Annotated in this window: 16 protein-coding genes; 14 read left to right on the top strand and 2 right to left on the bottom strand. The window is 62.7% G+C overall.

Translation table 11 applies throughout. The annotated features are described in order from the left end of the window. Positions 1-255: 255 nt before the first annotated feature. Positions 256-1,104 carry a DUF3883 domain-containing protein gene (locus tag M8J71_RS01125; protein ID WP_256246179.1) on the bottom strand — a complete coding sequence of 283 codons (849 nt, stop codon included), beginning with the start codon at positions 1,102-1,104 and terminating at the stop codon, positions 256-258. Between the two features lie 314 nt (positions 1,105-1,418). On the opposite strand from M8J71_RS01125, the gene M8J71_RS01120 reads away from it, so the two are divergent. Beyond that, positions 1,419-3,017 carry an SIR2 family NAD-dependent protein deacylase gene (locus tag M8J71_RS01120; RefSeq protein ID WP_256246178.1) on the top strand — a complete coding sequence of 533 codons (1,599 nt, stop codon included), beginning with the start codon at positions 1,419-1,421 and terminating at the stop codon, positions 3,015-3,017. A gap of 57 nt (positions 3,018-3,074) precedes the next feature. On the opposite strand, the gene M8J71_RS01115 is transcribed toward M8J71_RS01120, so the two are convergent. After that, the gene (locus tag M8J71_RS01115; RefSeq protein ID WP_256246177.1) at positions 3,075-3,743 is read right to left on the bottom strand and encodes an NUDIX hydrolase; all 669 of its coding nucleotides are present in this window, start codon (positions 3,741-3,743) and stop codon (positions 3,075-3,077) included. Between the two features lie 93 nt (positions 3,744-3,836). Here M8J71_RS01115 and M8J71_RS01110 point away from each other — a divergent pair, with 93 nt between their 5' ends. The 13 genes from M8J71_RS01110 to M8J71_RS01050 all read left to right on the top strand — a co-directional run bounded on the left by M8J71_RS01110 (position 3,837) and on the right by M8J71_RS01050 (position 23,741). Continuing rightward, a complete protein-coding gene (locus M8J71_RS01110) occupies positions 3,837-4,802 on the top strand; it encodes an ARPP-1 family domain-containing protein (RefSeq protein ID WP_256246176.1) in 966 nt (321 codons plus the stop codon). Continuing rightward, positions 4,799-6,328, top strand: coding sequence for an ADP-ribosylglycohydrolase family protein (locus M8J71_RS01105; protein WP_256246175.1), 1,530 nt, complete (start codon positions 4,799-4,801; stop codon positions 6,326-6,328). Before M8J71_RS01110 ends, M8J71_RS01105 begins: the two co-directional genes overlap by 4 nt. Positions 6,329-6,357: 29 nt before the next feature. Then, positions 6,358-7,359 (top strand): sigma factor-like helix-turn-helix DNA-binding protein, encoded by a 1,002-nt coding sequence (locus M8J71_RS01100; protein ID WP_256246174.1) that lies wholly within the window; start codon positions 6,358-6,360, stop codon positions 7,357-7,359. Between the two features lie 60 nt (positions 7,360-7,419). Beyond that, the gene (locus M8J71_RS01095; protein ID WP_256246173.1) at positions 7,420-8,823 is read left to right on the top strand and encodes a TY-Chap domain-containing protein; all 1,404 of its coding nucleotides are present in this window, start codon (positions 7,420-7,422) and stop codon (positions 8,821-8,823) included. Positions 8,824-8,858: 35 nt separating this feature from the next. Then, entirely contained in the window at positions 8,859-10,406 is a 1,548-nt protein-coding gene (locus tag M8J71_RS01090) for a TY-Chap domain-containing protein (RefSeq protein ID WP_256246172.1), read from the top strand. A gap of 94 nt (positions 10,407-10,500) precedes the next feature. Continuing rightward, on the top strand, positions 10,501-11,400 hold the full coding sequence (locus M8J71_RS01085) for a ribonuclease HI (RefSeq protein WP_256246171.1): 900 nt from the start codon (positions 10,501-10,503) through the stop codon (positions 11,398-11,400). Between the two features lie 235 nt (positions 11,401-11,635). Beyond that, on the top strand, positions 11,636-12,199 hold the full coding sequence (locus M8J71_RS01080) for a hypothetical protein (protein WP_256246170.1): 564 nt from the start codon (positions 11,636-11,638) through the stop codon (positions 12,197-12,199). A 110-nt stretch (positions 12,200-12,309) separates the two neighbouring features. After that, positions 12,310-13,998, top strand: a complete 1,689-nt coding sequence (locus tag M8J71_RS01075; RefSeq protein WP_256246169.1) for a nuclease-related domain-containing DEAD/DEAH box helicase — start codon at positions 12,310-12,312, stop codon at positions 13,996-13,998. A 78-nt stretch (positions 13,999-14,076) separates the two neighbouring features. After that, positions 14,077-16,617, top strand: a complete 2,541-nt coding sequence (locus M8J71_RS01070) for a sigma-70 family RNA polymerase sigma factor (protein ID WP_256246168.1) — start codon at positions 14,077-14,079, stop codon at positions 16,615-16,617. A 47-nt stretch (positions 16,618-16,664) separates the two neighbouring features. Then, positions 16,665-17,204 (top strand): hypothetical protein, encoded by a 540-nt coding sequence (locus M8J71_RS01065; RefSeq protein ID WP_256246167.1) that lies wholly within the window; start codon positions 16,665-16,667, stop codon positions 17,202-17,204. Further along, complete coding sequence (locus M8J71_RS01060) at positions 17,201-17,797, top strand: hypothetical protein (protein WP_256246166.1); 597 nt, start codon at positions 17,201-17,203, stop codon at positions 17,795-17,797. The genes M8J71_RS01065 and M8J71_RS01060 overlap by 4 nt, the downstream gene beginning before the upstream one ends. Before the next feature lie 71 nt (positions 17,798-17,868). Beyond that, positions 17,869-20,511: a PD-(D/E)XK nuclease family protein gene (locus M8J71_RS01055; RefSeq protein ID WP_256246165.1), complete on the top strand. Its 2,643-nt coding sequence runs from the start codon at positions 17,869-17,871 to the stop codon at positions 20,509-20,511. Beyond that, positions 20,508-23,741, top strand: coding sequence for a UvrD-helicase domain-containing protein (locus M8J71_RS01050; RefSeq protein ID WP_256246164.1), 3,234 nt, complete (start codon positions 20,508-20,510; stop codon positions 23,739-23,741). The genes M8J71_RS01055 and M8J71_RS01050 overlap by 4 nt, the downstream gene beginning before the upstream one ends. Positions 23,742-24,018: the final 277 nt, after the last annotated feature.

The raw sequence follows: 24,018 nt of genomic DNA, 5'->3' as shown, positions 1-24,018 counted from the left end.
CGTATTGCAGCCACTGAAGCATAGACAAACATGGAAATCATGTAGGGACAAGTTGCGCCGCGTTCACTACTGATGCCAGTGTTGCAGCACACCCCGCCATGAGCCCCGAGTCGCGGACGCGGTCGATCCAGCAACTAGAAAACCATTTACCACTACCAAGGTAACGCCGCAAGAACCCGTTGAAGCCGGTTTTCGCTTGATCCTGATACGGCCTTCTAGACCACTCGGCATCTAGGTTGAACGAGGTTGGTTGACCTAGGCGGGACGCGGCAGTGCGGTGAAACCGTTCGGTTCAAGGACGCAGGTGGCTTCGAGATTGCCGCGCAACCCAAACCACGCAGGGTTATGCCCGAAATTGAAAACCCGAACCAGTTGGTAGATGTCCGATTGCTCTTTGGACACTTTCAGCTCGTTGGCGGTTACAAAAAATGGAGTTTCCGCGCGTGATTTAGTGGTCTTTACTTCAATAAGCTTTTCTTTACCGCTATCTTCAAAGGAAAGGATGTCGTAGCCGTCCCCGTCTCCCCGTGACTGGCTCACGTGCTCAATCTTTCGAGCTAAATAGGCTTTTCCTGCTTTGACCAGGCGCCGATATTCGAGGTCAGCTACAGCGAGCTCGCCGGCGAGACCGAGGGCACGGTTTCTTGCTTCAATCGCCGCGTAGTCTGGCCGTCCCGTCTGTTCGCTAGTCCACTTCGATGCTTTGGGGAAGATGATCGAGGGGATTCCAGCACTACTGAAATCCAGCGTCCCGATGGGGCTGGCTGTCGGTGCTTGTAAAGCTTCTGCCAGAACGAGCTCGATAAGGGACGGGGTGGCTGCCAACTGGCGCTGAACTTCGGGAATTAAGGACTGCTGGTAGTTCTGAGCTGGCTGGTAACCGCGAATTGGCCGTAACCCGAGTTTCATCAGCACTGCGGAGATGTTCTGGTATTTAAATTCAACAGCAGATTCGGTACGGTTAGATAACAATGGTAAGAGCATCTTCCGGAAGTGCGTCTTCACGTATGGCTGGCCCAACACTTCCTGTCGCAACATTTCTAGGTAGCTTCCGACAGTTGCTGCCACTTCAACCTCGGACCAATCCGTTACTTTGCTTGCCATGCCACCCCAATTCCCCACAATCTCGCTTGATTCGGCCAGGCTACATCACGATCTTGGGCGCCGCACTTCAGACCCCGCAGAGTGAGTGGCTCCATGAAGGTCACTAGCAAGCGAAAGATGAAATCAATGGAGCAACCGTAGCCTCCCACCCTCTGCTACTGCCGGTTCAAAGTCGCCGTTTGACCGCCCTCGGAATGGCGCTCCGATCAGGCTCATGGAAATAGTCCTACGCACCGCATGGTTGCTGGAGACGGTATTCCCGTGAAACGCGCAAGACCGTCTGTCGGCTATGACAAGATACCGTCATGGCACGCATGCTTGAATCGCATTTATTCGTGACAATGGGAAACATCCAGAACCTCCGCTGCGACTGCTGGCTGGCTCCCACAGATGAAGATTTGAATATCGAACCCGGTTGGACAGGCAGCGTTGCTGGCCTGTCCGAGGCTGCCCGTCTAAGCACAGGTCCGTCATTCCGGGCAGGGAAAAGCTTTGCGGCAGCCGCTCTAAACTGGCCCGAGACTGACCCGCTTCCTGTGTTCACTTCCGTTCCTGTCAAAGGTGTTCAATCGGCCGACGAACTGCGCCCGAGAATTTCAGCCTTCCTCCGGGAGGCCGCGCGCGCAGTGTCTGCGATGCCACGCAGGGAAACGGCACAGACCAGAGTAGTACCCTTACTAGCCCTTCCGTTCTTCGGAACAGCGGCGGGAGGGGGCGACCTTCAACGAGGCGAGATTATGCGCGCCATTCTCGGCACAATCGTTCGCGAGTTGCCGACCTTGGGTTGTGATGTCGTTCTGGTTCTTCGGGACGAGGCAGCGTTTGCCCTAGCGCAGGATATCCGTAGAACAAATGTGACGAACTATTGGTCACAACTATCAGAGGAACACTTGGACCAGGCTAAATCGCTTGCTCAAAAAGCGAAAAAGGGGCGATTAGTCCCGTTCCTGGGGTCCGGGGTAAGCGTCACGGCAGGCGCACCTTCATGGGAAGGACTACTCGACAACTTGGCCGAAAGCGTGGGACTAGATCCTAGAATGGCTGAGCAGTTTCGGAAGCTAAGCCCTCTTGACCAAGCCAATATCTTGCAGTCACTGTACGAATCAGCGCCTTCAAGCGCTGAAAAGCCAAAGGAACCATTTGGCTCGCTTGTGTCGGCATTCGTTCGGGTCGAAAGATACGGGCTGGCGCCTACCCTGCTGGCGAATCTTCCATCCGATGGGGCGATCACACTCAATTACGATTCACTTTTTGAGCGAGCAAGCGCAGATGCCGGACGAAGCCGAGCCGTCATCCCCCAGGATTCCATGAATACCTACGCTGATACCGACTCGCGTTGGCTCCTGAAGCTTCATGGTTCCGTTTCACAGCCGGACTCCATCGTTCTCACTCGCGACGACTACCTCGGTTTCAATGCGAACCGGGAGGCCTTGTCGGCGCTCGTCAAAGCCCATCTGATGACTCATCATTTGTTGTTCGTAGGTTTCGGTTTGAAGGATGATCATTTCCATGAAATCGTTCACGACGTCCGCCGGGCCATGCCTCACGATCCTGGCCGACCCGCGAGTCTCGGTACCGTGCTCACTCTGAACACAGACCCTCTCCAAGAGCTCGCGTGGAAAGACAAACTGACTTTTATTTCTATGGAACATCCCATGTCGGGGGATTCCGCCCGAACTCTCGAAATCTTCCTGGACGCGTTGACCTGCTATTCAACCGCAAGTCACTTCTACTTCTTGGCACCTAAATATGAAATGGGCCTTAATGCGAAAGAAAGACAGCTGAGAAGAGAGATCCTCAAATTAAAGACCCTGCCAGCAGCTGTTGGCGACAGTAGCGTGGTCGGTGTGATCGATGAAATGCTGAGGACCTTAGGCTGGTCAGAAAACGCCTCATATCAAGAGGAGATTTAGCCAGCTTAGGTCCTTTGTCCCGTAAACAATCAGGAGTGATCGGAAAGCTTTACAGATCTAGCGTCGCCTCACCCACAACCGCGACGGCCTCCCCCGCGTTCCGTCGGACATCTGCCCCGTAACGGACAGCTTCGGCTCCATAAACCGCCGGAATGTGTCCCGCATCAATGCGGCACCCGCCACCGCCTCGTGCAGCTCCCGCAAATCCTTCAACGTAAACGGCTCACCCAATACTGCACCAGGATCAGGAGCCTCAGCGTAAGCGGCACGCAGCCACTCAACCGCCTTGGCCACGATATCCGCGTGCCCGTAAGGCAGTCCGGCAATCAGCTCCGGTTCCCCGGTCACGGAAGCCAGCCGGACGCCGTCGGACGTCAACGCCTCCTCCAGAGCCGCCAGCGGAACCACGTCCACGTGTGCCACTGACAGCACCCAGCCGCGGTCATCACGGCCCGGCTCGTCAAACACCTGCAGCTGCCGGGGCACCCGCCCGGAGATCCCCGCCTTCTCCCGCAGGCACCGGAGCACCGCGTCCGCCAGGGTCTCGCGCTCGCGCAGGAACGTTCCTGGCAGGGCCCACTTTCCGTGCTGGTGGTCCTTCGCGCGACGCACCAGCAGCACGCACACGCTCGCGTCGGAGACGGTCAGCACCGCCGTATCCACCGCCACCGACGGCCGCGGGTAGTCGAGCAGGGACGGGCCTGGAGTGTTCTTGGGATCCTTCACATCTCCATTTATCGCAGTCTTGCGCTAAAGAAGCAACCCGTGCATACTGGGACCGATTAGCGCAGAAATGCGATAAATCAACCGGAGGTTCCCATGAAAGTCCCGCAGCTTTACGTCGGCGCCGGCAGCAGCCTCGGCCCGCTCAGCATCTTCCCCGTCTGGACCTCGGCACCGGGAAGCCTCGGCATCAGTACCGGCACGCACGCCGACGTCGCTGTCACCGAACTCGCCAGCGGCGCCCAGGTGTCCCGCCTGACCGTCACCAACAACGGCCCGCACCCGGCACTGCTGCTGGAAGGCGAGCTGCTCGAAGGCGGCCAGCAGCACCGGACCTGCGCCCGCGACGTCGTCCTCGGCCCGGGCGAAAGCCGCGACATCGACACCTTCTGTGTCGAGGCTGGCCGCTGGGAAGCCGGACAATCCAACCACCGGCGGCAGGCCCGCCGCGCGCCGCTGAACGTGTGGTCAGAGCTGGCCAACGGCCTGAACGGGCAACGCGGAAGAAGCCGGCAGGACCGCATCTGGGAACGGGTCCGCCGCTTCGACGCCGCCCGCGGCCCCTCCGCCACCAGCTCCCTCCTCCAGCACATGGACTGGTTCAAGGACGACAAGGAGGCTCGGAACCGGTTCAGCGCCGCGGACGCACCCGCTCCCCTGGAGGGCCAGCGCGGCGTGGTGATCGGCCTGGGCCGGCAGCCGCTGCTCCTGGAGGTCTTCGGCACCCACACTCTCTTCCGGCGCCACTACCGGCAACTGATCGAGTCGGCGCTGCTGGACCTTGAGCTCCTGCCACCCCAGGCACTGGCGTCCGGGCCGATGCCCGGCCAGCGAGCCCGCGACTTCGCTGCCCGCGTCCAGGCGATGGACTTCGGAACGTTCGACGGCGGCGCCGCGGCTGTGGAGGTACGGAACCACGGCTCCCTCCGGAGCCGCAACGTGACCCGCGCCGCCGGAGCGGTCACCGCCGCCGGCATCGCCGTCGCACTCCCCCAGCGCCGCCCGCAGCTGGCCCACCTGACCGGCTGGAACACCCAACACCCCCTGATGGAGATGGCATGAAACTGAACTCCCTGCAGAATGACCGCGCGGCCGGCGTCCTCGTCGCCCTGGCCGCCGGCGACGCCCTCGGAGCCGGCTACGAGTTTGGCGCCCCGCTGCCGGACGGCACCGAAGTCACCATGAAGGGCGGCGGCCCGTTCGGGTTCGCGCCGGCCGAGTGGACCGACGACACCTCCATGGTGATCCCGATCGTCGAGGCGCTGCTGGAGTCCGCGTCCGACGGCGGCCCCTCCTCCCCCGCGGGGCTCACCGCTGTGGTTCGGGCGTGGACTTGCTGGGCAGGCGAGGCGAAGGACGTGGGTGCGCAGACGAGTGCAGTCATCGCTGCTGCCCGGCGGCTGGCTGTCGCTGCTGGCCGCGAGGTTGAGGCCGCGGACTTCACTGCCGCCGCCGCTGACTTCCATGCCCGGACCGGACGGAGCGCCGGCAACGGGTCGCTGATGCGCACTGCTCCTTTGGCTCTCGCGTACTTGGACCGGGAGCCATCTGAACTGATGGCTGCTGCGGGTGTGCTGAGCGCCCTGACCCATGCCGATCCTGATGCGCAGGAGGCGTGCGGGTTGTGGTGCGTGGCGATCCGCCATGCAGTCCTCACCGGGCTGCTCGATGTCCGGGACGGGCTGCCGCTGCTGCCCGCCGCTCGTGCTTCCCTGTGGCTGGAACGGATCGAGACGGCCGAGCGGTCCCGGCCCCGCGACTTCACCCGCAACGGCTGGGTGGTTGAGGCGTTCCAGGGGGCATGGAGCGCCATCCATGTCTCCGGTCTGTCCGCTGTTGGTCCCGCCCACCTTCGGGCTGCCTTGGAGGAGGCGGTACGGGGCGGGCGGGACACCGACACAGTGGCCGCCATCGCCGGCGGGCTGCTGGGCGCCGCGTACGGATACACCGCCGTGCCGTTCGAGTGGCGGCAGCGGATGCACGGCTGGCCGGGACTGCGGGCCCGTGAGCTGATGGTCCTGGGCATGGAGCTGGGTCGGGGCGAAGGCCACCGGTCCACGTACTGGCCGCGCGCTGAACGGCACGACTACAGCATGTGGAGCCGCACCGACGCGCTGGTCCGGCATCCGCACGACAACGGTGTGTGGCTGGGCGGTGTCGACTCGCTTGAGCGTGTGGTTGAGCTGGGGATCGACGCCGTGGTGTCGCTCTGCCGGCTGGGCACGTTGGACGTGCCGGGCGTGGCTGCTGAAGACCACGCGACCTTTTGGGTCGTCGATTCCGCTGTTGAGGACGACAACGCGCATCCGGCCTTTGTCCTTGAGGAGGCCGGATGCGCCGTCGAACGCTACCGCGCGGAGGGCAAGACAGTACTGCTGCACTGTGTCCGGGCAGAGTCCCGGACGCCAACTGTTGCTGCGCTGTACGGGGCGCGGGTGGCCGGCATTTCTGCGATGGAAGCGTTGGGGGACCTGAAGCGCGTTTTGCCTGGCGCCCGCCCGAATCCGGTGTTCATGCGGGTGCTGAGGAACAGCGGTGTCGGCACTAATTCGCTCCAGGGCGGAGCCACGCCCACTGCTGCTAAGTAATGTCCGTGCCTGCTGATAGGAATATGACCATGACAACAACTCCTGAACTCAGCCGGGAGCAGCGCGATGCTGCAATGGTTGAGCGCTACGCGGACGGCGAGACGCTGGACGCCATCGGCCAGAGCTTCGGCATCACCCGCGAGCGGGTCCGGCAGATCATCGCCAAAGTCGGTGGGACGAACGCCGAGGAATCCCGTAGGAACCGGATTGCAGCACGAGAGGCGGCTACACGCGACGCGCATGAAGCCTTCCTGGCAGAGTACGGGGATCTTGCCCGACAGATGGCCAAGCGTGGTGTGACCAGGCCCGATGCAGTGCTGAAGCTCCAGGCGCTGTACCCGGCGATCGACGTCGATCTGGCCGAGGATGCATTGAGGGGGTCGGCGATTCTCTTCTCGAAAGCGCAGATCGATGACATCTTCTCCAAGGAAGCCCTCGCCGCGGGCATCTGGTTCCTGCTGGGCTCGGACCGGAACCTTTCACCCGACCGTGAGTGGGCAGCGGTCAACCTGGATCTGTCCCTCATGAACGAGCTGCGGGCAGCCCTGGAATCCGCCGAAGCATCGCCCGACGACGTGGCCACCATCCTTGGCGTGATTGGTGCCGCCCACAAGCTTGTCGCGGAAAACCCGTTGGCGAGTATCACCGGCGCACGCTACCAGGAGCTCCGTGAAGAGCTTGTGGTGGCCCTGGGTCTGGTGTCCCGGCAGGGAGCATTCCCTTGGCCGCCCACCCGGCAAACCGTGATGAAGCGCTTCGGCGGCTGGAATGAGGCATTGGAAGCGATGGGAATCGGGACCACAAAACAGGGGCGTTCAAAGGGACTGCTGAAGTTCACCCGCGAAGACTACGACGACACTGTTCGTGACTACTGCTTCTATGCCTCGGCAGCGGAAACGAAGGCAACTTACTCGGGCTACGACAATTGGGTTAAGCAGGAGATAGCCGCTGGCCGCGAAAGGCCGTCCGGAGCTTCGGTCCGGAACATCTACGGCACTTGGGCGGACGCAGTCCGTTCGGTGAAGGGGTAGGTGCCGGACTTGGGGGAAACAGTGGATGGGTCCGTTTCTGATTTATGGGCGTTTCTGGACATGCCTGATGATTCGGCAGCAGCAAAGCAGGGAGCCTACCGAAGCGGTGATCCCTTGCGGACCATTGCCGCCGCCCATGGCGTAGAAATATCCGATTTGGCTAAGTCGATGGTCTCCATCTTGGACCAGTCCGACGAGCTCGAACGTTTCCGGTCCGTCCGGCGGCGAAGCGTAGCCACGGCCATCGCGCTCCTGGCCCAAGAGGAACTGGTGGACCGGTTGTCTGCCTCAGGTATTGCCCGAACGGACATCCCCACGATCCTGAAGGCGCTGGGCACCCAGATCGACATCGAGATGGCCATCGAACTGTTGGGCATTCCCGGCGGCCCCTTACCCGTTGAACCTCGCCGCGCCGGAGACAAGTTGAGCCTTCTTTTCGTGGCGGGAAAGCATCACGGGATCGAACCCGACTACCAACTGGCGCTCGGAAAGATGTCGCTCGACGCCGTGGCTGAACTCAGGCACCTGCTGCGCCCGGAGGTCCCGTACCGGTATCTGGCAGATATCCTGGCGATCATCGAAGCCTCTGCCCGCGCCATCCAGACCAGGAATATCACGACTCTCGCCTATCAGGAATATGAAGACACCGCCCGGAAAGTCACGCGTGAACTTGGCATGATCACGCGGGATCCTGCGGCTCCATGGCCCGTGCCTGCACCTACGCTGCGGGGCCGCTACGGCCGGGGTTTTTGGGAAGACGCACTAACGGCAGTGGGCCTGGCACTTCCCTCCGCCGAAGCCCGTCTGGGCCGGGACGACTACTTCCATGCTCTCGACCACTTCACGGAAGAATGCCTGGGCGTTGACTCTCCGATGGATATCGGGACCTACGATCGCTGGGTGGTTGCCGACTCTGCCATGGGCACCGACCGGCCGTCCGCCGTCGAGATGGTCCGCCACTACGGCAGCTGGGAAACGGCGATGGAAGCCATTCTCCCGTCGGGTCACCCGGAGGATACGCAGCCCGGTGAGCCCACGTACATTGACTGCGACTCCGGCTGGGGAACGGAGGAAGAGCTGGCGGAATGGGAAGCTAGGGAATTCGAAGAATGGCGGGTCGTCGGGAACCTCGTTGCCGAAGCAATCGAAGCACTGCCATCCGGTTCCTTTTTGCACATCCAGTACAGTCACACCGCCGCGCCCTATGCTCGGGCGACGCCTGGCAGCAATGGAGTTATGTGCGAAATCGTCTCCGATCTGGGTATTCCGTCTCACGAGTGGCGCATGAGCACGCATTGGCTCTCCGACAACGGTTGGTCGGCTCCCAGCCCGGAAAACACCAATTGGTTCAAGGAAGGGATACCGCGAACGGAAGCCGCTGCCCAAATTCTTCTGGCCATTCAACGAGGCCGCCATGCGGTCGAGCCGAAGGAGTTGAGGTGGAATGTCGGAACGCGTCTCTAAATGTCCCGGACCGTCCCGCGGAGTCAGCGTGAGCCATGCGCTTCACGGAGAGATCCAGACCCTGCACAATGCCCAGGGGAGACCGCACTATGACTTCCGCACAATCTGAGCCATCACCGGCCACGGACCGACAACTAATGATTGCGCAAGTTGTCGTGGGTTTCCTGGCGGGAGATCCGCTCTGGTCGATCGCAGAAGCTGCGAACATGAGCAGCTGGGCTGCGTTGGGTGTCCTAAGTAGCAGAATTGCAGAACGGGGAGAGCAACAGCGGTTCCAGGCGCTCCAGAACCGGTGCGCTGACACTGCCGAAGTTCTTCACCAGAATCAGGAGCTCGTCTGGCAGTTGTTGGATGCGGGCATTGAAGGCAAGGATGTTCCCAAGGTCCTTGTAGCTCTTGGAATCTCCATTGACCTCGAAAACGCAGTGGACCTGCTCCGCAGCCCGGAATCATCCATGAACATACATGTGATCAGCGAAGCGGACACGTTTTCGCTTCCCAGCGACAGGTTCAGTTTGCTCTATGTTGTCGGCCGCCGTCGAAAGGTTGTGCCCGACTTCAAGTTCGCACTTGGAAAGGTTCCTTTGCCCGACATGGGGGAGCTCCGTCAGATTCTGATTGGTTATCCTGAAGCCCACATCGCCGAGATTATTGCCATGGTCGAAACAACAGCTAGGGCGGTCAGCACCGGGGACGCGAGCGGGATTTCCTATTCGGCCTACATGGATACATTCAAAGCGTTGAACCAAGAACCTGGCAGCGCTGAAGTGACACAGTGGCTGGTACCGGCACGGGCCCTTCGCGAGGGCATGGGAGGAGGGTCCTGGACATCCGCCTTGCAGGCCGCCGGGCTGACGCTCCCGTCGCCGACTCAATTTATCCCCTCCGATTATGCGGATGCCTCCAGAGCATTCATGACCGTATACAGCGACTTCGGATCCCCGAAAGACGTGGCCAGCTACGACAGCTGGGTGACGGCCGAAGCCGCCGCCGGACGCGACCGTCCATCAGTGATTGCAATGCGGCGGTACTTTGGCGCCTGGGAGTCCGTGATTGGTGCGGTCATGCCCTCCGAAGTTGAAGGTGAGTTCGCCGGAATGGTGAAGCAGCTCCGGGAGGAAGGCCTTGCCGAAGAACGCTGGGCGCGGGCGGGCGAAATGGTCTGTGAAGCCCTGACCAACATGCCTTGGAATTCATTCCTCAGTATCGACTACGGCGATGAAGCTGACGGGCCGAACCGACCCTATGCACAGGCAACCCCAAGTGCAGACGGTGTTTGGTGCGAGATCGTGTCGGAGAAGTTCCTTCCCGCGGACAAGTGGCCAATTGATGCTAACTTCTTCAAAAGAAACGGCTGGTCAGCGCCTGACGAAGAAGTCCCAAACTGGCACAAGCAGGGCGTCCCGCCACTCGAGGCTGGGCACCAGATACTAGAGGGCCTGGTACACGGACGGAGTTGCCCTGATCCACAGAAAGTCCGGTGGCACAGCGGAGAATTCCCCGGCGGCCCCGGTCCCGATGGGGGCGTCATCCTGGACTTCGAGCCCGGCGGAAAAGTCCGGAACCTGCGGCGCGCGAGCTGACATTCGGCATCGCCGGGGAAGTACACCCGCTACGAATGTCAGTGACCGCCTATAGCCTTCCCAGCAACCGTTGATCTGCTGCAAGGAGGCCCACATGCCATTCCCTACTCCGCCGTCGCGCCGAGTCCTTTCGGCCGCTGAAGCTGTCGCAAAGCGTTCCGGACTTACAGTGCTGATCGTTTCTCGACGGGGCCTTATCCTGTGGGCGGTGGCACGAACGGTCGAAGCTGCCGTTCTGGGAGTGCGGTCGGGCTGGATCACCGAGGCCGCCGCAGGGCCGCATTGGGGCAAAGCCTACGCGGAAGCCGCTCGCGCCGTTACGGAACTGGCTGCGGGCGGGAACGAGCCCGTCTTTTCCGCTGTGGATACTGCGCGCGAACGGTTGCTGGGGCTTGGGCTTCCTGTTGATCTTTCCTACCCGCCCGCTGCAGGCGTCGTGGTGACAGAAAAAGCCGTGGCCGAGAGGATTGGTGCACTGTTCTACCGGCTAGAGATTGCCACAGACGCCTCCATCGGACACCGCACTCCCTGGGCAGGGCACGGCTGGGTATTGGATTTCGGAAAAGGCCTGCCGCTTCGCCCCGGCCTGAAGGCCGTGGGCGGCGGAAGCATCCTGGAAAGCGAGCTTCGGGCGATTCGGCTGGCTCTCGGTGCTGCCAAGAACGCGTACACCGGCGTATTGGACGGACGCTGCGCCGTCACCGTTTCCTCCGACAACCTCACAGCCGTGAGGATGCTCAACGACAACCGCCTTCAGCCCGGACAATCAACCGCAGCGTGCCGCGACGAGATCCAACGGATCCAGGTCCTGGCCGCATTTGCCGACGTTCAATTCCAGTGGGTCAAAGGCCACGCCGATCATGAACTGAACGTTCTCGCTGACCGGCTGGCAGTGATGTCCCGAAGGCACAAGGAAGCCGAGCTTCCGGCACACGAGACCTTGCGAATGGCCGCAGGCGTTGTCGAACAGCGAAATATGGGCTTGGCTGCGTGAACAGCTTCCGGGATGAAGTCGTCCTGCCCACAGCGGAAAGCCAAGCCAAGATCGTCAACGTCACGCGGTTTGGCCGCATACCTGTCGAAGCTCCAGACTTGAGCTGGACCATGGGACGCCCCTGATAGTCCGGCCCGCCCGACTAAGTCATATTGAATCTGACCTTCACGGGTGGGCCAAACTCTGCGGCCAACGGCCAGAGTTCTTACACTGCATTAGGAAGATGGAACGTGCCATGGAAATGCTGAGCGATTTCAGTGTTGATACATTCAAAAATCTTGTTTGGGTCGCTGCCTTTATTGTCGGCGGTTTCTTTGTCATTGGCGCTCCCGTGTCCTCGGCATGGAAAATTGCCGCGAGGGCGGCCAATGCTTTGCTTGCTGCCACCGTGTCATACGCTGTGGCGAATCTGGCCGTAGTGTTCTATATCCTTGCCCACCTCACAGACCCGCGCTGGTCTGTCGGGAAAGATCCAACACTTGACAGTCCCGAGCTGTCTGCCGGGCCGTTCTTCCAGTCGATCACCGATACATTGAATGACATTTTGAGCAGTCTGACGGGAAGCCTGAACAACGTCATCGCATTGAAGAACGCGTTCTCGACCATGCCGGACTTCATCATTGCGGCGGGCTGGGCATTCTTACTGTTGCTTCCACTCGTGATCGCAGTCCGCATCATTGCCTGGTTCATCGAAAGAGATCAGGTCAAACAGATCGAGCGAAACACACGGGATTTGGCTGACATCCGAGCCCAGTTTGGTTTGGCCCCCTTCAAAGACGCGGCCAGATCGCGCTCCTGATATTCAAGTACGTTACCTCGTTTCGTGTCGCGAAGGTGAAGCGCCCGGCCCCCGCTAACGTTGGATGAGTGCGAAACCGGGAGGCCGGTTCATCAGTATGGAGGCGGCAAATGCGATGCGTTCCGGAAGAACCTGAGTTCGGCGAGGGACAGCTGGCGGAAAAGGCCGTCTGGACCGCACTGAAGGACAGCCTCCCCGATGACTGCATCCTCGCCCACTCCGTCCACATCCGGGACGGCCGCAGCGAATACGAGATTGACCTGCTGGTCCTCTGGCCCAACGTCGGGATGGCCGCCATCGAGGTCAAGGGCGGACAGGTTTCCATCGACAACGGCCAGTGGTACCAGTCGGACCGAAACACCAAGCGCAAGATCAAAAGTCCGGTAGCGCAGTCCCAAGGCTCACTCCATGCCCTCAAGAAGTGGCTCGAGGACCAGTTGGGTTCCCCCATAAGCAGCCGCTGTGCCTACCTGGTCAGCCTGCCGTACACCGCTGTGCCGGCCGGCTGGACCATGGCAGGCTGCGCCCGGACGCTCATACTCGACCAGACCGACAACAAGTCCCCCGCCGACCTCGTGCGGCACGCGATCGAGACCGAAGGCGGCGGCGCCGCCCCACTGGCCCCGGCTTTCCTGGAACGCATCATCCACAAGCTGGGCGGAAACCTGGACACCGCCGTCGTACCCTCCACCACCTCCCAGGAGGACGAGGCAGCGCAGGACCACCTCACTGAGCGCCAGTCCGTGCTGCTCCAGGCTACCCGCTCGCTCCCCCGGATCCGCTTCACGGGCGGTGCCGGCAGCGGAAAGACATGGCTCGCCGTCGAAAAGGCCCGCATGCTCAGCAAAGAGGGCAAACGGGTAGGCCTTTTCTGCTACAACAAGGGCCTAGGGCAATACCTTCAGGACCGCGTCGAAACATGGAGGCGCCAGGCTAAGCCGGTGTTCACGGGCGAGTTCCACGAATACGTGCGTGGGCTCGGCGTTCCGGACGGTTCCGGGCAGGACTACTTCGACGTCGAAATGCCCCGCCTCCTGAAGGAGTTGGCAGCCGGAATGGCGCCGCACGAGCGGCTGGACGCCGTCGTCGTCGACGAAGCGCAGGACTTCGCGCCCCTGTGGTGGGACGCGCTCCTCGCCTGCACCACCGATCCCGCCGCGGGTGAGGTGTACGCCTTTATGGATGACCGGCAGGACGTCTACCAGCGCTGGGGAGGCGCGACGGCGGATCTCACCAACGGTCCGATGGCCACTTTGGTGCCCATCCACATCGACGATAACCTCCGGAACACCGTCAAGATCGCTGAGACGTTCAAGCCGTTCGCCGGCGAATACTTCAAGCCCCGCGGCAGCACGGGTCTGCCCGTACGGTTCGTGGACTGCCCAACCGAGGACGCGCTCGAGGTCGCCGGGGACTGTGTTGAGGCGCTGATTGACGAGGGCTGGGCGAACAACCAGATCGCGCTCCTCACTACCAAGGACCGCCACCCCATCCACCTGGACTATTTCGAGCGGGGCGCCACGGAGGAGTACTGGCGGGACTTCCACGCCAACGAGGGTGAGTTCTACGGCCATGTGCTGGGCTTCAAGGGCCTGGAACGCTCCGTTGTTGTCCTTTGCGTCAACGGCTTCAAGGACATGGGCCGGGCCCGGGAACAACTCTACGTCGGACTGTCCCGCGCCCGGAGCCTGCTGGTGGTGGTGGGTGATTCCGGGCTGCTGGAGGAGGCCGGCGGCCGCGAACTTAAGCTCGCGCTGTCCCGCAGCCAGGCCTGGAATCCAATGTTGGAAGACGGGTAGTGGCGCTGCTCACCTGAATTGTCAGTGCCTCGCCATACTCTTCAGGCACCAGATCAGAACCGTCCAATGGGGGATGAAATGCCAGAACTAGCCGACGCCGGGTCCCACCCGATGGCGACGCTTCCGCGGGTGCCCGTCGCGGCCCCGCCCGCGGCGGTGCCTGCCTCCTACGACTACGCCTTTCTGTACCCTTGGCAGCAGGAAGCCCTGAAGGCGTGGCACTCGAATGCGCGCCGCGGCGTCGTGGAAGCCGTTACCGGTTCCGGCAAAACCCGCGTTGGTATTGCCGCAGCTTTCGAGGCAGTCCGGCAGGGCATCAAAGTCCTGATTCTGGTGCCAACGGCCGAGCTCCAGCGCCAATGGCTGGTGTCCCTCCGGCGCGATCTGCCCGCTGCCCGGCGTGGCGCCCTCGGTGACGGCCGTTCCGATTCCTTGGACAACGTCGACATCCTCGTTGCCATCGTTCATTCGGCATCCAACCGGGAGACGCTCCGCTCCCACAAGGCCGGCCTCATCATTGCTGATGAGTGCCACCGTTATGCGGCCCCCATGTTCACGGGTGCGCTGCAGGAAGGGTATGCGTGGCGGCTTGGGCTGACAGCCACGTTCGAACGGGCGGATGGCGAGCATGAGAACCTCCTGACGCCCTACTTCGGCGGCGTCATCTACAACCTTTGGTATGACCGGGCGCTGAAGGACCAGGTCATCGCCCCGTTCGACATCGCTTTGGTTGGCGTTGACCTGACCCCTTCCGAACAGGTTGACTACGACGAGTTTTCTACCGTGATGGTGGAGGCGGCACGGAACCTCGAGACGTACGCCGGCATCCCGCGGCGGCCCTTCCCCCAGTTCATCACTGCCGTGGCCGCGCTGGCCGCTTCGGATTCGCCCAGCCGGGAAGCAACCATCGCGCGCAGGTACATGCGGGCAATGTCCTCGCGGCTCACCCTGCTGGCGGAGGCGAAGACAAAGTACTTGGCGCTGGCAGCTCTGAAGGGAACGGTTGACGGGTCCCGCGGGACCTTGGTCTTCACGCAGACCCAGGACTCAGCCCGGCGGGCACAGGAGCTGTATACGTCCCTCGGATCGACGGCGTCGGCCGTGTTCAGCGGCATGGCCAAGGATGACCGCCGGCAGGGCCTTGAGGATTTCCGCACCGGCGCATCACAGGTTCTGACCGCGCCGCGGCTCCTCGATGAAGGCATCGACGTCCCGGAGGCCGACCTCGGGATCATCGTTGCAGCCAACCGCAGCCAGCGGCAGATGGTGCAGCGGCTCGGCCGCGTTATCCGCAAGAAGGCCGACGGGCGGCCCGGCCGCCTGGTTGTCCTCTACTCCAAGGGCACGGTGGAGGATCCGGACGTCCAGGGTGAGGAGTTCCTGGGCAAGGTCCTGCCCTTCGCCCGCAACGTTGGGTTCTTCGACATCAAGACGGACCAGGACGGGTTGGAGGAGTTCCTCCGCCAGGCCGAAGCTGAAGAGGCACCTTCGCCCGGGACTGGTGAGCCAACCGTGGGTACGACCGGGAGCGGAGCGGGAGCCGAGGACGGCAGTGCGCCTGAGCCAGTGGTGGAACGTCCAGTGGAGGACGACGACGAGAGCGCACCGACGTCGTTTGATCTTGAGGACTCCGGCTGGCTGGAGGAGCTTCAAGGGCTTGAGGGGTTCAGCGACGACGGGGTTTCGGACTACCTGCAGCGGGCAGGGCGTGCGGATCTGCTGACAGCCGAGCAGGAAGTGGAGCTCGCGAAGGACATCGAGGCTGGCCTCTATGCTGCGCACCTGCTGGCGGATGGCACTCCGCGGGGGCGCCGCGAAAACCGGGAGCTGCGGATGATCGCGCAGTTGGGTGAGCGGGCTGCGGACGCTTTGCTCGAGGCGAACCTCCGGCTTGTGGTGTCCATTGTCAAGAAGTACGTCTACAGGGGGATGGACCTGCTGGACCTGATCCAGGAAGGGAACATCGGCCTCCACCGGGCAGTCTGCAAGTTCGACTACACCCTGGGTAACAAGTTCTCCACGTACGCGACGTGGTGGATCCGACAGGCTGTCACCCGCGCCCTGGCCGACCAGGCCCGGGTCATCCGACTCCCGGTCCATATGGTGGAGCAGATCAATAAGGTGAAGACCGTCCAACGCGATGCGTTCCGGAATGGCGTTGAGTACACCTTTGCCGAGCTCGGCAAATACACGGATCAGTCGGCCGACAAGGTGGAGCATCTTCTGTCACTGGACCAGCCCGTGCTTTCCCTGGACTATCTCGTTCCGGACGGCAAAGGTGGTTTGGAATCATTGGCAGGCCAGCTCATCGATCCATGCGGCGTTGATGTTCTCGACAAGATCGCCAAGGAGCAGTTGAAGGCCGAAGTGCATGCGGTCCTCGACACGCTGACGGAACGGGAAGCCGGCGTCATTGCGATGCGCTTCGGCCTTGACGACGGCGAGGAAAAGACCCTCGATGCCATCGGCAAGGTCTACGGCGTCACCCGTGAGCGCATCCGCCAGATCGAATCGAAGACGATGAAACTGCTCCGAGAACCAGAACGATCCCAGTCCCTCCGGGAGTGGAACTTCGGCAGCGCCACCAGGGCCAGCGGCGTCGAGGTAGGTGCAGCTTGATGCCGGGGCCAGGCAAATCGCCATGGCCGGCCAAAAGTACGGGACCGGTGGATAACTACGAGGAATTCATTGGCCGTCTTGATGCCGCCAGTGCCAAACTCAAGGTCCGGCGCAACACCCTAAACGAAATTGTTGAAATCCTGGCTCTGCTGATGAGGCAGAACACCACGGGTCTTCAGCTCTGGGAGCAGCGGCTTCACGTGTGCGAGGAGCTGCTAGCGGGTACCGCTGGAAAGTCCACACGGAGAACTGCCCTGGTTGAGCTCCATGAGGTTGCGCTCCAGATGGAGCCCCTATTCAGAAACCGGGTGCAGCGGGTCGATGTTCGATTAGCCGCCGTCCGGGCGCGCTGGGACGAAATCAACAGATCCCTCCAGGCGCTGGAGAAGAGCAGGACCAAGCTGACGTCATCCCGGATGCTCTCGCAGGAGCGCGAGAACCTCAGCAGGGCGATCGGCGAACTCAGCGGAACGGCGAACGCAGTGGCAGCGGTAAACCCGGACCCTGGCCTGCGCAGCGATCTCCAGGACGCACGGCAGGCCATCATCCTGGCCGAGGCCCTGCTCGAAGCGAAAGGGGAGAAATGATGACCAATCGACAGCCGGAGTCCCGCGTCCTGAAGGCATTTACGTCAGAACAGTGGAGCGGCCGGCCAGCAAACGGCGTCGGAAGCATGTTCTTTGGTTTTGCCGTGATCGGCGCTGTTGTAGGTCTGATCCTGATGATCTTCGTGCCGGTCCTCAGGGGCGGCGGAGCTTTCATGGTCTTCGCCGCTGCATTCGCCGTCGTTTTCACGGTACTCGCAATAAGGGGGAAGGCCTCCGCTGAGCGCAAGTGCCTCGAAGGACTGACGGGCACGGTCAACGAAATACTCGTGGGACTGACAGGAAATATTGCCAACGAATTGTCGGTGAAGCAGTTCAGGTCGCTGATCGAAACAGGCAAACCCCTGCCCCTCCTCGTCAACGGTGTTCCCGGACTGGAGCTTCTGGCGACTAGGGAGCAACCGCCTGCCCAGTCGCGGAATTCTGCCATAAAGCGCGTGGACAACGTGGTCTGGATGACGCGCATCGCCATCAGTGCCACCCCTCCCGACTACGGAATAACGAGCTTTGACCGCTTGCTTGTCGCAGCCACAGAATCTGGTGGGGACAGCAGCGCGCAGAATAGGGCACGGTAGGCCGATGACACTTCCGTCAGGGCCGTGCCATACCGTGGTACAAAGGCAGCAAACAAAGCTTGGGGGCACCAATGATCGTTGAATTCGGCTGGTTTCTGGACCGGGCGCCATGGGCCCACGCCCATCCCGGCCTCAACCGGGTCCGGGTAGGCCGCAAGGGATTCACCACCCTGCTGCAGACACGGCTGGGCATTACCCGCCCTGAAACCCCGCACGCCGAGCGCATCGGCCAGTACCTGCAGCGACTGCAGTCCATAGACACACCGGCCGAATGGTTCCATGCCTCGCTCCAGGTGGATCCATGGTCCACCGCCCGGGAGCTCCTCGACGACCGGGACGACGCCGTTAGCAACGGATGGGACGGCACACTGCCCGAAAACAGTCCCAACATCACGGGTCCTTCGCCGTTGCTTCGCACGCTGGCTGCTGCGGAACATGCCGCAGGACCTTTGGCCCCCTCGCTTGCGGACGACACCCTGGAACTGCTCGACGCCCTCGACACTCCCCTGCCGCTCGGGATCGACCAGCTGATCCTCCAGCACCCCGAGACATCCTTCCCCGCAATCTGGCAACGCATTATCGCCAAACTTCGCGGGCACGGCGTCCAGGTCAGCGATGCCACTCAGGCCACTGTCCAGCCGCGCCTGACAATTCTCACAGCCGAAACAGAGTGGGAGGCTGCCGAGCAGGCAGCCCGTTGGCTTTCCTACGGGGACAACGCCAGAACAGCTGTGGTGTGTTCGGACAGCACCTCCGTCCTTGACCAGTACCTTGCCGGGCATGGACTGCCCCGCCTGGGTGTGGGCGCCCGCTCCCCGTGGCGGGTACAGGACCAGCTAATTCCCCTCTTCTTCGAGCTTATCTGGGCCCCGGCCGACGTCCGGCTCCTGGCTGAGTTCCTGTCGCTCCCCGGCAGCCCGGTCAAGCGACGGGCAGCGCACCACCTCCTGCAGGCCCTCCAACAGGCACCCGGCACAGGCGGCGCCGCCTGGAAGGAGGCCATACGGAAGATCGCCGCCAACGAACAGCTTGGTCATGATCTGGCCGCCATCCTCGACCGTACGTTCAACGCCGGCCTGATCAGCGGGGACAGCGCCAACGGAGCCGAACTGGCGGGGAGCGCGGCTTGGTTCGCCGGGCGGCTGCGGGCCCGGGCCGCCGTCGACGCCGTCTTCCAGGCCCCGTCCACCCAACTACAGCGGATTCTGGAGCTCGTCGCGCCCCTCCCGTCGGTTTCCCGCCGCGAGCTGCGGCGCATCATCTCTGCCGTGGTGACGCCAACGTCCAGCCCCTTAGTCGCCGCGGAAGCCAGTCCTTGGCTCCGGCTCAACCATCTGCACGAACTCGGTGAAAACGTTGAGAACGTACTGTGGTGGGGCTTCCGCAGTGGATCCACGGCTCCGGGGCGGCGCTGGGACGCGCATGATGTCGAGACCCTCGCCAGGGCGGGTGTCCACCTGCCGTCACCGGAAGGTCTTGCGGCGCTTTCGGCCGGGCAGACGCTCGCAGCCGCCGGCCGGTGCCGGAACCTGGTCATCATCCAGGCCCAGCAGCTCAATGGCGAGCGGACCGAAAGCAATCCTCTCCTGGAGGCACTGGCCGCCGCCCAGCCCCCGCCCCCGGAAGAGGGAACTGCGAAGTCATTGTCCGAGCGCATCGCCCTACTGAGCGCGACGCCGGCCGAGCTCACCGACCCCGACGGCCGCTGGCGGTTCGCCGGGCGGAGCGCCCAACTGGTTCCAGTGGACCGGCACCTGCCCGTTCCACCCCCGCCTGTCCACGAAGTTGGCCCGAATCCCTCGCTACGACCGGAGCGGCTGTCCTTCAGCCAGCTAACGACGCTGCTCGGCTGTTCCCTTGCCTGGGTGCTGCAGAAGAAGTCACAGTTGCACGTTGCCGACGCCGCCGGCATCCCCATGGACAACCAAATGCTCGGGAGCTTCGCGCACAAGGTGGTGGAGGTCCTCCACGACCGCCTTCGCCCCGAGAATCGGGCAGTTCCAGACGAAACAGAGATCCGGCTGGCCGTCGACGAACTGATTCCCCACTACGCCTCTGAACTCCTGCTGCCGGGCCAGCTCCGCCGCCGCGCCGCAGTCACGGCCACTCTCCTGGCCTCGATCAGCACATTTTTCAGCCAGCTCTCGCGCGGGGGCATAACCCTCCAGGACGTTGAGCGGGAATTCGAGAAAGACGTTCTGCTCTCCGCCTCAGGGGAAGAATTCAGCGTCGCCGTGACAGGCAGTGCGGACGCCGTGGGCATCGACACTGAAGGCCGCACCGTCGTCGTCGACCTCAAGTGGACCAACAACGCGAAGTACCGCCGCGAGGAAATCCAGCAGGGCACCGCCCTCCAGCTGGCGCTCTACCAGTGGGCCCTCCATTCCGGCGATACCCCGCCCGATGACCCGACGGCGTTCTACCTGCTCAAACAGGGCGCTTTCGCGTCGGCCCATCCGCACTTCGGAACTCCCCTGCCCCGGGCGGTTGAGCCCGCGCTGCTTTGGACACAGGCTGTGGCGGCCGCCGAATTCACTGTTGAAGAGGTGCTCGCGGGCCGGATCACCGCAACCCAGCCGGCCGACGACGCCCGCACCGCAGACGCACCTGATCGCGCCCAGGTCGACGCCGACGCTGGCAGACACCACATAAAGCCGCCTTGCCGTTTCTGCGATTTCGGTGTGCTCTGCGGATTGAAGGGGGACTTTTCATGAACCTGCTGGAGAACGTCACCATGGTCTCGGCGAGTGCCGGGACCGGCAAAACGTTCCATCTCACCCAAGTCATCGCCGAGAAGATCGAGGACGGATTGCCTGCCGACGCCGTTATGGCGACAACCTTCACCAAGAAGGCGGCTGGTGAGCTGAAGGAACGCATCGGGGCGCGGCTTCTGGACCAGTCGGGTTCAGCCTCCTCGTCTGGAGAGCTCCAGCTGGCCGAGTCATTGCAGCTCGCGGCGCAGCAACTGCCGGCGAGCCTTATCGGGACAGTGAACAGCGTCTGCGGAAAACTGCTTCAGGAGCATGCCATCGATGCAGGGCTCTCCCCGGCACTTGAAGTGATCGGTGAGGAGCAACTCCACGGGATCTTCCACCTGGCCACAGACACCATCCTCGCTGAGCACGGAGCCGGTATCCTGCCCATCGCCCGCAGGATGGGCACTGACGGAAACGGAGCCCGGGACGCCCAGCCGTGGGAAGAGACTGTTCGCGCGATCGTAGACGCCGCGCGCACCAACCTCCTTGATGCCGATGATCTGGCTGCCTGTGCCGAGCAGTCCTGGCGCGGGCTCCGGGAACTGCTGGACGAGCCGGGCCAGGACGACCGGCAGGTGTGGCACCGGGAGTTCATCGAGCGGCGGATCCAGCTCGACACCGTTGCGAGGACGGGAATCGGCCCGGACGGAAAGGCCGCGAAAATCACCACGAAGGCTTTCTGCGAGCAGTACCCCAAGGTGATCCAAAAGCTCGACCAAGCGGTCAACGTCGATGACACACCTTGGGAGATCTGGCGCGGTTTCACCGCGTCCGCCCCTGCCGCGCCGATCAAGTCAATCTTCTGGGACCTGCGGGAACGCATTCATGAGGGACTTCTCTCCAACCCGGCGTTCCACTCCGATCTTGAGCAATACATCCGGCGCATCTTTGCCTGTGCCAATGAATGCCTCCTGACCTACGCCGAGTTCAAACGGCTTCACGGGCTCATGGACTTCGTGGACCAGGAGACCCTCGTCCTCCAGCTCGCCCGGAACAGCGAGGCCTTCCGCGCGTCGTTTGGCCGGCGCATCAGCTTCCTTGTTGTCGACGAGTTCCAGGACACGAGCCCACTGCAGCTGGAACTCTTCCTCCAGCTCAGCAGCCTGGTGAAAGAGGCCGTGTGGGTGGGCGATCCGAAACAGTCGATTTACGAATTCCGCGGCACCGACCCGGACCTGATGCAGGCGGTAGTTGACCGCGTGCCAACAAGACAGCAGCTTTCACAGTCCTGGCGGTCTCACCAGGCCGTCGTCGAGCTGTCCAACGCGGTCTTCGAGCCGGTGTTCGCCCAGCACGGCATGGCGCACGACACCGTGCACCTCGAGCTGCCGGACGCTCACAAAGACTGGTCCGCCGGAAGCCTTGAGGCCTGGACGCGTCCGCAAACCAACGACGGCGAGCGCTTGCGCGCGACGGCGGCCGGCGTTGCTGAGTTCCTGGCGCGCCGCACAGAGTTCCGCCCGGGAGACGTTGCTGTGTTGACCCGGTCCAACGCCGATGTCGAGGCGCTCTCCGCGGCCCTTGACGGCCTGGGTATCCGAGCAAGCCGCAATCCGCGCAAGCTTGCCGACGCCCGTGAAATCCAGTTGGCCCGCGCAGCCATGGCGTATGTGGCGGACGGCTACGACACGGTGGCACTCACCGAGATTGCGGCCCTCCACCCCGGCCATTCTGCGAACCTGAAATGGCAGTCGGAACTGCTGTCCGCCGCCGACCCCGCACCGGCGCTGGACCGCTGGAGAACGGAACCATTGCTGACAGCGCTGGATGCGCTGCGCACGCAGGCCAAAACGGCCACGCCGACCGAAATCTTCGAAGCGGTGGTCGGTGCGCTGGGCCTCCCGCGGCTGATCAAGTCCTGGTCCGCGCCAGCGACACGGCTGCGCAATCTCGACGCTTACCGCGGCGCCCTTGAGGACTACTACGAGCGTTGCCTGGCGCTCCGCTCGCCCGCCACCTTGCGGGGATTCCTGACGTTCTTCGGTTCGGAGCAGCAGCAGTCGGCTGAGAACGCCGGACCGGACGTCGTCAACGTCCTCACCTACCATAAAGCCAAGGGGCTGGAGTGGCCCGTGGTGGTCATGGAGGCACTGGACAAGGACCTGCGCTTCGCGGCGTTCGGTGCCGCCGTGGAACAGGACGGAACGCTCGATCTTGAGCAGCCTCTTGCTGGACGCTGGATCCGCTTCTGGCCCAGCCCTTTCCCCTACATGGGTTCACCGCTCGATGCCCGTGGCAAGGAAAGCCAAGTGGCTTTGAACGCAGAGGAGCGCGAGCGAAGGAACATGGCACGGCTGATGTACGTCGGAATGACCCGGGCGGTGGAGACCAATGTGCTGACGGGCAAGGGAAACGTCCCCGGCCTGCTGAACAATCTCGGCGTCGAAGCCCTTCTGTCCTGGTCTGCATTCGGGGGCCCCGAAGCCCGGGACACCGGGGCGGACCTGTTCGAGGACCCTGAGTCGCCAGGCGCCTCAGGGACCTTGAACGTTGCCGGCGACGGCGTCTTTCCGGCTCAGGTTGCGACACTCGAACCGGCGGAGCGCGCTGTGGCCGCACCTGCATGGGCCGCGCGGTTCACGGATGCGCCGAGTCAGCTACCTCCCGCGCTGTATCCGCCGTCGCGCCTCACTGCCAGCTCCGAAGGTTCCGGCGGCAATGACGCAAAGATATTTGTGGTTGCAGAGCTGGGCTCCCGCTTGGCAGAGCATGGCGCGGACGAATGGGGCGCCGTGGGCAGCGCCGTCCATGCATACCTCGGCACGGCATACGGCGTCCTCGACGCCGAACAGCAGCTTGACCTTGCGGAACGGATCATTGAGCGTTGGAAGATCGGACATCTGGTGGGCCCTGATCTCCTCGTGACATCGGGAACCCGCTTCGAGGAGCACTTGAACGCAGAGTTCCCCGGCTGGATCCGGTACCGGGAGGCCGCCATCGGCTGGAGGCCAGAGAACAGGGTGATGGAGGGATGGATCGACCTGTTGCTTGAGGGTCCGGAGGGATACGTGCTTGTGGATCACAAGACGTACCCGGGCAGCGATCCCGAAGGGCATGTGCGTGAAAAGTACTTAGGACAAATGGCGGCCTACAGGAGCGCGGTCCTCGCAGCCACTGGAAAGCCGGTATTGCGGACCCTGATCCACTTCCCGGCGTTGGGAAGTGTGTACGAGGTCAGCGAGGCATAGAACACGGTTGCGGCTACCACCAGCGGTGGCCGCAACCCGGATTCTGGCACGCCCAAGCCGGCGTTCCCCACTCCACTTTGCCGGTGGCAGGATAAATCCGTTGTTCCTCCACCATGACGCAGCCGGCAAACTCCGCTTTCGGATACTGCTCCCTGACATCGGGCATAACCATGCCGTAGATGATCCGCCAAGCCTCATGCCCGCAGACCGGGCATCTCCTTGTCGCAGCTCTTTTCCTCGTCGCTTCGTCTCTAGCCATGCGAGCAACATAGCGGCA

The organism is Pseudarthrobacter sp. R1 (assembly GCF_024494415.1).
Taxonomy (GTDB): Bacteria; Actinomycetota; Actinomycetes; order Actinomycetales; family Micrococcaceae; genus Arthrobacter.
Note: the sequence above shows the minus strand (reverse complement) of the source record. Positions and strands in the feature narration are given on the sequence as shown.